The organism is Halorubrum sp. BV1, from assembly GCF_000746205.1.
Lineage (GTDB): Archaea > Halobacteriota > Halobacteria > Halobacteriales > Haloferacaceae > Halorubrum.
The window spans coordinates 908,782-918,387 of sequence record NZ_JQKV01000001.1 but is presented as its reverse complement, the minus strand read 5'-3'; the positions used below and the strand labels follow the sequence as shown (position 1 = coordinate 918,387).

11 protein-coding genes and 1 pseudogene are annotated in these 9,606 nt (G+C 69.9%); 3 read left to right on the top strand and 9 right to left on the bottom strand.

Translation table 11 applies throughout. From position 1 onward, the window contains the following. Positions 1–573: pseudogene (locus tag EP28_RS04485) on the top strand (SPFH/Band 7/PHB domain protein); the annotation flags it as partial. A gap of 74 nt (positions 574–647) precedes the next feature. Next, on the top strand, positions 648–1,265 hold the full coding sequence (locus tag EP28_RS04480; RefSeq protein ID WP_049982778.1) for a winged helix-turn-helix transcriptional regulator: 618 nt from the start codon (positions 648–650) through the stop codon (positions 1,263–1,265). Here the strand turns inward: EP28_RS04480 and EP28_RS04475 are convergent, their stop codons facing one another. The 3 genes from EP28_RS04475 to EP28_RS04465 form a co-directional block, all read right to left on the bottom strand. Continuing rightward, the gene (locus EP28_RS04475; RefSeq protein ID WP_049982777.1) at positions 1,266–1,520 is read right to left on the bottom strand and encodes a DUF7123 family protein; all 255 of its coding nucleotides are present in this window, start codon (positions 1,518–1,520) and stop codon (positions 1,266–1,268) included. It lies immediately after the preceding gene. Between the two features lie 154 nt (positions 1,521–1,674). Beyond that, positions 1,675–2,190, bottom strand: a complete 516-nt coding sequence (gene yjjX / locus EP28_RS04470; RefSeq protein WP_049982776.1) for an inosine/xanthosine triphosphatase — start codon at positions 2,188–2,190, stop codon at positions 1,675–1,677. Then, a complete protein-coding gene (locus EP28_RS04465; protein ID WP_049982775.1) occupies positions 2,187–2,990 on the bottom strand; it encodes a helical backbone metal receptor in 804 nt (267 codons plus the stop codon). The genes yjjX and EP28_RS04465 overlap by 4 nt, the downstream gene beginning before the upstream one ends. Before the next feature lie 210 nt (positions 2,991–3,200). Between EP28_RS04465 and EP28_RS04460 the strand changes: the two genes are divergently transcribed. Beyond that, a complete protein-coding gene (locus EP28_RS04460) occupies positions 3,201–4,172 on the top strand; it encodes a transcription initiation factor IIB (protein ID WP_049982774.1) in 972 nt (323 codons plus the stop codon). 54 nt (positions 4,173–4,226) lie between these two features. Here EP28_RS04460 and EP28_RS04455 read toward each other — a convergent pair whose 3' ends face one another. From EP28_RS04455 to gatC, 6 genes are all read right to left on the bottom strand, one after another. Beyond that, complete coding sequence (locus EP28_RS04455; RefSeq protein ID WP_049982773.1) at positions 4,227–4,871, bottom strand: DUF7095 family protein; 645 nt, start codon at positions 4,869–4,871, stop codon at positions 4,227–4,229. Positions 4,872–4,923: 52 nt separating this feature from the next. After that, the gene (locus EP28_RS04450; protein ID WP_049982772.1) at positions 4,924–5,481 is read right to left on the bottom strand and encodes a Mut7-C RNAse domain-containing protein; all 558 of its coding nucleotides are present in this window, start codon (positions 5,479–5,481) and stop codon (positions 4,924–4,926) included. After that, complete coding sequence (locus tag EP28_RS04445) at positions 5,482–7,305, bottom strand: helix-hairpin-helix domain-containing protein (protein ID WP_049982771.1); 1,824 nt, start codon at positions 7,303–7,305, stop codon at positions 5,482–5,484. A 70-nt stretch (positions 7,306–7,375) separates the two neighbouring features. Then, positions 7,376–7,882, bottom strand: a complete 507-nt coding sequence (locus tag EP28_RS04440) for a DUF5797 family protein (RefSeq protein ID WP_049982770.1) — start codon at positions 7,880–7,882, stop codon at positions 7,376–7,378. Next, entirely contained in the window at positions 7,879–9,180 is a 1,302-nt protein-coding gene (gatA, locus tag EP28_RS04435; RefSeq protein WP_049982769.1) for an Asp-tRNA(Asn)/Glu-tRNA(Gln) amidotransferase subunit GatA, read from the bottom strand. Before gatA ends, EP28_RS04440 begins: the two co-directional genes overlap by 4 nt. Beyond that, the gene (gene gatC, locus EP28_RS04430) at positions 9,180–9,518 is read right to left on the bottom strand and encodes an Asp-tRNA(Asn)/Glu-tRNA(Gln) amidotransferase subunit GatC (protein WP_049982768.1); all 339 of its coding nucleotides are present in this window, start codon (positions 9,516–9,518) and stop codon (positions 9,180–9,182) included. Before gatC ends, gatA begins: the two co-directional genes overlap by 1 nt. Positions 9,519–9,606 lie beyond the last annotated feature (88 nt).

Below are 9,606 nucleotides of genomic sequence, written 5' to 3'. Positions count from 1 at the left end.
GAGCGCCGCCGCCGCGCGATGATCTTGGAGGCGCAGGGAGAGCGTCGCTCCGCGGTCGAGCAGGCGGAGGGTGACAAGCAGTCGAACATCATCCGGGCGCAGGGCGAAAAGCAGTCGCAGATCCTCGAAGCGCAGGGTGACGCGATATCGACCGTCCTCCGGGCTCGCTCCGCGGAGTCGATGGGCGAACGCGCCATCATCGAGCGCGGGATGGAGACCCTAGAGGAGATCGGGAAAGGCGAGTCCACCACGTTCGTCCTCCCGCAGGAACTCACCAGCCTGGTGGGCCGCTACGGCAAGGCCCTCTCCGGCTCCGACGTCCAACAGATGGAGGGCCTCGACGGCAAGGAGTTCGACGAGGAGACCCGCACCATGCTCGGGCTCGACGACATCGACGAGATCCTCGGGCAGATCGAGGAGTCCGCGGAGATGGACGTCGAGGAGTTAGAGAAGGAGGCGGAGGCGGTGAAGGCGGGCGACGCGGGCGCGAACATCCGGTCGGCAGACGAGGTCATCCAAGAGATGGACGAGGAGGACGCGGACGCCGAGGTCGAACGCGAGCCCGAATCCTGAGACGCGAAGGGGGCGATTCGAGCCCGTTCGCCCCGAACGAAGTGTTTTTGCGGTGTCGACGAGTATCAAACGCCGTGACGGACGACTTCGACGGACGGAAGCGAGAGACGCTCCGGCGGTTCGCCGCCATCGGAGCCGCCGCCCCGTTCGTCGGAACGGCGAGCGCAGATGCCGGGAACAACGAGGGCGACGCGAACGCGACCCGCGAGGCGATCCGCGGATACGTCCCGACGACGCCCGGCGCGCACTTCTCGAAGCTCCGCGACGACCTGAAACTGGGTACCGGCGAGGCGCAGTACCACCTGCGGACGCTGGCCGACGCCGGCGAGATCGAGTCGACGAAAGACGCCGACTACCGGCGGTACTTCCCGGCCGGACGCTTCGACGACCTCGACAAGCGAGCGCTCGGCTACCTCCGACGCGAGACCGCACGCGGGCTGGTCCTCGCGCTGTTGCGTGACCCGGACGCGACCGGCGTGGAGCTGGCCTCGACCCTCGACGTGTCGCGTCCGACGGTGAGCGCGACCGCGGCCGCGCTCGACGACGCCGGCCTCCTCGATCGAACCGACGGGTACGCGCTCACCGAACCCGAGCGGCTGCTCACGCTCGTGGTCAGGTACGCCGATTCCTTCGACGCGGACGCGGTCGCGCTCGCGGACGACGCGGCAGACCTCGTCGCGTACGACCCGTAGTCAGTTCGTGACCATCCACGTCGTTCCCGAGGAGTATCCCCACTTTTCGACGTCGATGTCGGCGGCGGCGTCCGCGACGGGACCCATGTTCGCGCCGACCTCCTTCGCCGAGAGGCCGAGGTCGTCGGCTATCAGTCGCGATTTGAAGTACGTCCGGTCGTCGGCGTTCTCGCGAAGGTAGCGCAGGATCCGCGTCTGTTTCGCCGAGAGGCCGGTGGGCTCGACGGCGGCCGCGTCTGGGGATGCCGTGCTCATACCTGACACTCGTCGGCTCGTCACATAAGGCGGTTGGTAGAGCGAGTTAACACCCTTCTGTCGTGCGATTTTCCCGGTTTACCGCTCGCGCCGGACCGCTCCAGAAGCCCGTTTGGTACGATCTGTGAACGGTGGCGGCGGTCGGCGTCGCCCGTCAGTACAGTTTCGAGACGAACGGACCGAGCGCGCCGGCGACGGCGGTCGCGAGGGCGTCGGCGCGGTCGACGCGTCCGTCAGTGAGCGCACCGGCGGCCCCGCCGCGGCGAGCCACGCCGTCGGTATCGAGCACGTCGTCCATCACGGGTCCGAGCTCTTCGCCGGCCTGGATCCGGGTCGCGATCCGGTCGGGGAGCGCGAGGCTCGGGCCGGCACCTCGTCCGACGCGTTCGCCGTCGTCGATAACCGCCCACATGACGAGAAACAGGCCGTCAGCTCCGTCTATCTGCGCCACGCCGCCTTCGATGCCGACGCCGATGTCGTACGCTCCCTCCCCGAGGACCGCCGCGGCCCGGTTTTCCGCCCCCGCAATCGTCTCGGCGTGACCGACCGGCTGCTCGCTCACTCCGGACGGAACGGGGACCGACTCGATCGCGTCCGCGTCGAGCACCTGTTCGACGGCGCGCCGCTTCACCGGATTGCCGCTGCCCACGCCGACCTGGTACGCGGTCACGCGTCTCCCTCTTCGCCCCGGTCGGACGACGGGAACGCCGCGGGGTGAAACACCCGCGCCAGTCGCTCGATCCCGTCGATCAGAGCCGGGCTCGGCTGGTTCAAAAGCGAGTCGTCGATCACGTGGGTCGGCGCGTCCACCGCCCAGTCGCGGTCGTCGACGGTTGCGGGGTCGATCCGATCGCCGTGCCCGCAGACGTGGACGATGACGTGATCCGGGTCGGCCGCGGCGACCGCGTCAAGGCCTATCTCGCGCGAGCGCTCGCCGGCGTCGACGAAAGGGTACCTGCCGCCGGCGGCGCGGACGGCGTCGGGGACCCAGTTCCCGGCGGCCATCGGCGGGTCAGACCACTCCTCACAGTAGACGGTCGGGCGGGGCCGGCCGGCGACCGCCGCCGCGACGCGATCGAGTCGATCGCGGGCCGCGGACGCGAGCCGCTCGCCGGCCACCGACCGCCCCACGTCGTCGCCGCGGGCCGCGAACGTCTCGACGACCGCGTCGAGGTCGGCCGGCTCGCGGTGACATACCGGGAGTCCGCGGTCGCGACACGCCGCGGCGAGATCGGCCTGTAACTCGTCGCTCGTGAGGACCGCGTCCGGATCGAGGGCGGCGACGCGGTCGAGGTCGGGGTTCAGCCAGCCGCCGACGGGTTCGGGCAGGCCGCCTCCGCCGTGCGCCCCGCCGGAGTCGCCGGGCGGATCGCAGTGGGCGGTGACCCCGACGAGCAGGTCTGCGGCACCCAGAGCCGAGACGGTCGCCGTCGCGCTGGGCGCGAGCGAGACGACGCGGGGTGACGTCATATCTCGGCGTCCGAGCGCGACCGGCCCAAGCGTTTCGATCGGTGCGTTCGGTCCGGATCGTTTTCCCCGCGATCGCCGGTAACACCTGATAGATCGTGTTCTTTCGTCGGGTTTTCGGCGACACGTTCCGGTCGTTTTAAGTTCGGTTCCGCCGTCTATTGGGCAAGATCGCTCTCGGGCAGTGTTCAGTTACCGGGAGAGGGTTACGCCATGAGTGAACGATTACACACACGGGGGAGTCGCTCCCGAACGGAGACGGAAGACGAATCGGAACGCACCGACGAGACGCTGAGCTGTCCGGAGTGCGACGGCAACGTGATCAACGACGAGGAGCACGGCGAGAGCGTCTGTGCCGACTGCGGACTCGTCGTCGAGGCCGATTCGGTTGACCGCGGGCCGGAGTGGCGCGCGTTCGACTCCCGCGAGAAAGACGAGAAGAGCCGCGTCGGGGCACCGACCACCAACACGATGCATGACAAGGGGCTCTCCACCAACATCGACTGGCGCGACAAGGACGCGTACGGGCGCTCGCTCGGCGCGCGCCAGCGCCAGAAGATGCAGCGGCTCCGCAAGTGGAACGAGCGGTTCCGCACGCGCGACTCGAAAGAGCGCAATCTCAAACAGGCGCTCGGCGAGATCGATCGGATGGCCTCGGCACAGGGGCTCCCCGATAACGTCCGCGAGACCGCGTCGGTCATCTACCGCCGTGCGCTCGACGAGGACCTGCTCCCCGGCCGCTCCATCGAAGGCGTCTCCACCTCCTGTGTGTACGCCGCCGCGCGAATGGCCGGCGTCCCCCGATCGCTCGACGAGATCGCGGACGTCTCCCGGGTGGAGAAGGCCGAGATCGCCCGCACGTACCGCTACGTCGTGCGTGAACTCAAGCTCGAAGTGAAGCCGGCAGACCCCGAGCAGTACGTCCCGCGGTTCGCCTCGGACCTCGAACTGAGCGAGGAGTCGGAGATGCGCGCGAAGAGCCTCCTGCGCAACGCCAAAGAGAAGGGCGTCCACTCAGGGAAGTCGCCGGTCGGTCTCGCCGCGGCCGCCGTCTACGCCGCCGCGCTGCTCACCAACGAGAAGACGACGCAGGCGGCCGTCTCGGACGTCGCCGACATCAGCGAGGTCACGATCCGGAACCGGTACCACGAGCTGTTAGAGGCCGAAGACGGTCTCGTCGCCTGATCGGTCGCGATCGAGAGTCCGCTTTCTTGCGTCCCGTCGCACGTCTAACTCGCGTCACACCATGTCGCCGCGCACCGACGCCCCCTCCTGTTCGGCGCGGCGCGCGGCGAGCGTCTCCGCGGCCGCGGTCGCGACGTCCTCCTCCGCGCCGAGCATACCCAGTGCGTCGGAAAGCGTCGGCATCGCGAACGACGCCGCCCGCAGTCGATCGAACGCCTCCGCGTCCCGAGTGCCGTCGACCCACAGACAGACGCCGCGGGGGTCGAGCACGTCCTCGTAGGCGTCGCGGGCCAGTGCGCCCTTCAGCCGCTGGCGCACGTTGTCCTCGAAGCTCGCGTTACACACTTCGAGGTGGATCGGCTCGTCATCCTCAACGAGCTCGGCCGCGAGACACTTCTCGGGGGCCGCGTACCCGTTGTCGCTCGCGCGCACGCGGTCCGGGTGCTCTTCGGCCCATTCGGCGCTGACGGAGGTTCCGACCCCCTTGACGCCGTACGCCGCCTCGAAGTCGGCGGCCGCCTCGGCGTCGCCGCCCATGATCACGTCCTTGGTGAGGTAGACGTCGAGCCGCTCTATCGGGTCGAGCCCGAGCGCCACGTCCCCGAACGCCCATATCTCGCGAACGGGCACGGGCATCGGCTCGCGCTCGACGCGGTCAACGAGCGCCTCCAGTCGGTCGACGGCCCGCTCTCGCTCCATTGCCGTCGGGTAGGCGGTCGCCGGGCAAACCCGTTACGCTCGGCGCGGAGGATCAGAGTGTGTCGAGCCGAGCGGCCACGTCCGCCCAGTGGCTCCCCTTCCAGAACCAGCGGCCGCAGTCTCGACAGCGCCACCCCGGTCTGTCGACGCCGACGTCGTCGGGAACGTATTCGGGACGGGCGATCGGGCCGGCGGTCGAGTCGCCGTCGACTCTCCGATCGACGCGCTCGACGGGGCCGTTGCACGCCCCACAGCGCGTCGGTTCGGCCGCGAGTTCGACGGGGAACCCCGCGGCGCGCAGCTCGCGGAGCTGATCGAGCACGTCTCGCTCGGTGAGGAGGACCGCATCAGCGCCCTGATCTGTCGCTCCGCCCTCCGTTTTCCCGTCCCGTTTCGCGCGGGCGACGAGGTCGCGGTCGCGGGTGATGAGTGTCCGGTCCTCGTCCGCGGCGAGCGCCAGCAGCCGGTCGTCGGCTTCGACGCCTCGATCGAGAGCGTACGCCGCGTCGTAGCCGCACATCCGGAGGTACGTCGCGAGCGAGCCGCACATCGCGTCGAGGAGGACCCGCGGCGGCCCCTCGCCGGCGGGAGTCGGCGGCTGCGGCGGCATCTACGCGTCGAGGAACGCCAGCAGATCGTCGAGCGAGCGCGCGTTGAGCACGTCCGCGGTCTCGGCCCACCCGCGGCGAGCCGTGTGGACGCCGTACCGGACGTTGTCGAGCTCCCGGGGCGCGTGCGCGTCGGTGTTGACGGCGACCGTCGCGCCCGCCTCCATCGCCGCACGTACGAACCCGTCGTCGGCGTCGAGCCGGGCGGGGTTCGCGTTCACCTCGATCGCGGTGCCGGCCGCGGCGGCCGCCTCGGCGACCGCCTCGACGTCCGGGTCGAGCCCCGGCCGCTCGTTGATCAGCCGACCGGTCGGATGGCCGAGCACGTCGACGTACGGGTGTTCGACGGCCCGAACCAGTCGCTCGGTCGCGCGTTCGGCGGCTTGGCTGAGCCCCGAGTGCGGCGAGGCGACGACCAGATCGAGCGCGGCGAGCGTCTCATCGTCGGTCGAGAGGTCGCCGTCGGCGTCGATGTTGGCCTCGATCCCGTGAAGCACCTCGATTTCGTTCCCGCCCGTCCCCTCCGCGACCGCGTCGGCGGCCTCGGTGAGTGCGTCGGCCTGCTCGGCGATCTCATCCTCGTCGAGCCCGACGCCGCCGACCATCCCGGGGCCGGTCGCGTGGTCGGTGACGACGTGGTAGTCGTACCCCCGCTCTGCGGCGGCCGTTATCATCTCCTTGATCGTGAATCCGCCGTCTGACCAGTCGGTGTGCGTGTGGAGGTCGCCGCGGATATCACCGGGCGCGACGAGGTCCGGAAGCTCCTCCTCGGCGGCGGCCGCGACCTCGCCGGTGTCCTCGCGGAGTTCGGGCGGTATCGGGTCCAGACCGAGCGCCTCGTAGACGCCGTCTTCGGTCGCGCCCGCGACGCGCTCCCCGACGCGGGTGGCGGTCGCCTCGGCTGGGTCGCCTCCGGCGTCGTCGTCTCTGCTCTCCCCGTCCGCGTCACTCTCAGCCACGTCGCTCACGTCGAACAGGCCGTACTCGTTAAGCTTCAGTCCGCGCTCGATCGCTCGGTTCCGGAGCGAGACGTTGTGCGCTCGCGACCCGGTGAAGTACTGCAGCGCCGCGCCGAACTCGTCGGAGTCGACGATCCGGAGGTCGACGCGGGTGTCGTCCGCGCGGACGCTCGCCTTCCCGGTGCCGGCCTCGATCGTCGCGTCGGCGTCGGGCCACGCGGTGAACGCCTCGATTATCGGCTCGCGCGCGTCGCTCGCGACGAGCAGGTCGATATCGCCGATCGTCGCCTTCCAGCGACGGATCGAGCCGCATACCTCGGCGGCCGCGACCGCGTCGAGCGCGTCGAGGTACGACAGCGCCGCGTCGGCGACGGGGCGAGCGTCCCCCAGACGAGTGCGTTCGCGCGACTCGCGCGCGAACGGGATGTTGTCGAGGATGTTCTGTTCCGTCGTCGCGCCGAATCCCGACACCTCTCGAATCTCGCCCGCCTCCGCCGCCGCTTCGAGTTCATCGAGCGTCGTGACCCCGAGCGCCTCGTACAGCGACCCGACCGTCTTCGGGCCGACGCCCTCGACGGCGGTCAGCGCCGCCATATCGACCGGAAGCTCCTCGCGACGCTCCTCTAACTCTTCTATCGACCCGGTCTCGACGTACTCCACGATCTTCGCCGCGATGGCGTCGCCAACGCGGTCTATCTCCGCGACCGCGTCCTCGCCGTCGGCCGCGAGTGAGTCGACAGCCGTGGGGTGGTCGCGCACGTTTTCGGCCGCGCGCCGGTACGCCGTCGGCTTGTACTCCACGCCGGTCGCTTCGAGTAAGTCGGCGAACTCGTCGAGGCGGTCGGCGACCTCGTCGTTCCGGCTCATTGCTTCCCTGTTCGGCCGGCCGGTACTTATACCGCGGTGCGAGTCGGCGTCGGTACCCGCACCGGCCGGCTCACTCCGCGACCTCGACCGTGACCGCGTCGCGCTCCACGGCGAGTTTGAACGTCGGGACCGTCCGGTAGACGACCTCGACCACGTTCTTGCGTTCGAGGCTGCGGAGCGCGCGCCGCACCGCGTCGACGTCCGGATCGATGTCGAACGCGTCGCGGACGGCGTCGAGCACGGCGACGACGGACTGCGAGCGCTCCTCGGGACCGGCGACCACCTCGAACACCTGCGCCTCCAGTTCGGGGACGCGGATCGTTTCCGGGACGCCGCCCTTCGCGACCGCGTCGGCCTCGATACCCGGTTCGACGTCGACGAGGTCGTTCGCCTCGGCCGTCGACCGGATCAGGCTGTCGTCGTCGCGGTAGTAGTACTCCTTGAGGTGGTTCTCCAGATACTGGTGGACCTCGCTGCCGCTCTCGAGTGCCCACGCCTCCTGTAGCTCGCCGTTCTTCGTCGGCTGCAGCCGGACCACGTCGGCGAGCCGGCTCCGCTCCTCGTCGGTGAGACTCATCGCTCCTCGACCGCGCTCGCCGCACGTATCACCGTCTCTTCGCCGAACTTCCGCCCGACGAGCTGGAGTCCGACCGGGAGCCCGTCCGCCTCGCCCGCGGGCACCGAGATCGCGGGGAGGTTCGCGAGGTTGACGGGCGTCGTGTTCGCGTCCGCGAGGTACATCCGGAGTGGATCATCGAGGCTCTCGCCAAGCTCGAAGGGGAGTACCGGCATCGTCGGCGAGGCGATCACGTCGACGTCCTCGAAAGCCTCGTCGAAGTCCTGTCGGACCCACGCGCGGGCGTCTTGGGCCTTCTCGTAGTACTTGTCGTGATAGCCCGCCGAAAGCGCGTACGTCCCGAGCAGGATGCGGCGTTTGACCTCCGGACCGAACGCCTCGCGGGTCTCCGCGAACGACTCGTTCCAGTTCCCGTCGCTCTCGCTCCGGTGGCCGTACCGGACGCCGTCGAACCGCGCCAGGTTCGAGGAGGCCTCCGCCATCGCGATCACGTAGTACGCCTGCACCGCGTGCTCGACCGAGGGCAGCGAGATCTCCGTCGTCTCCGCGCCCCGCGCCTCCAGGTCCGCGATCGCGGCCTCGACCGTCTCGACGACGCGTTCGTCAGCGCCGTCGAACAGCTCCGTCGGGATCCCGATCGTGAGCCCGTCGACGTCGCCGTCGGCGGCCGCGGCGTAGCCGGCGTCGGCGTCAGCGCCGTCGACCTCGCTCAGGTCCCGCGTCGTCCCGTCGTTGGGGTCCGGGCCGGCGATGACGTCGAGCGCGGCGGCGGCCTCTTCGACCGTGCCCGCGATCGGACCGATCTGTTCGAGCGAGTTCGCGTACGCGACCAGCCCGTACCGCGAGACCAGCCCGTAGGTGGGCTTGATCCCGACGACGCCGCAGAAGGCGGCAGGACAGCGCACGGAGCCACCGGTGTCAGAGCCGAGCGCCACGTCCGCCTCACCCGCCGCGACCGCCGCCGCGGACCCTCCGGAGGAGCCGCCCGGGACGCGCTCGGGATCGGCGGGGTTTCGCGTGGGGCCGAACGCGGAGGTCTCCGTCGTCGTCCCCATCCCGAACTCGTCCATGTTCGTCTTGCCGACGACCGTCGCGCCCGCGTCCGTCAGCCGCTCGACCACCGTCGCGGAGTACGGCGGGACGTAGTCGGCGAGCATCTCGGAGCCGCAGGTCGTCCTGATTCCGGCGGTCGAGATGTTGTCTTTGACGGCGACGGTCGCGTCCGCGAGCGGCCCCTCTGCGTCCGCGTCGCCGTCGATCGTCGCCTCGGTGATGAAGGCGTTGTAGTCGTCCGCCATCACGACACCTTCGGCCCGACGAAGAAGCCGTCTTCCGTCTCCGCGGCGTTCGCCAGCGCCTCCTCTTGGGTGAGCCCCTCCTCGATCTCGTCGTCGCGCATCACGTTTATCAGGTCCTCCTCGCGGTCGGTCTCGGGGACCTCGTCGAGAGCCTCGAAGGAGTCGAGAATGTCGCCGAACTGGTCTGTGAACGCCGCGACCTCCTCGTCGTCCAGACGCACGCGGGCCAGTTCCGCGACGTGACGGACCTCGTCGGCGTCGACGGCCGCGGCGGCGTCGTCGCCCTCGGCGGGCGTCTCCTCGGCCGCGTCGTCCGTCGACTCGGACGTATCGCTCATACGTCGAGGTGTCCCGGACCGGGAGTAAGGGTTTCGGAACGCCGCACGACTCGACCGTCGACGCGCGGTGCGGGGCCGGCCGGTATCG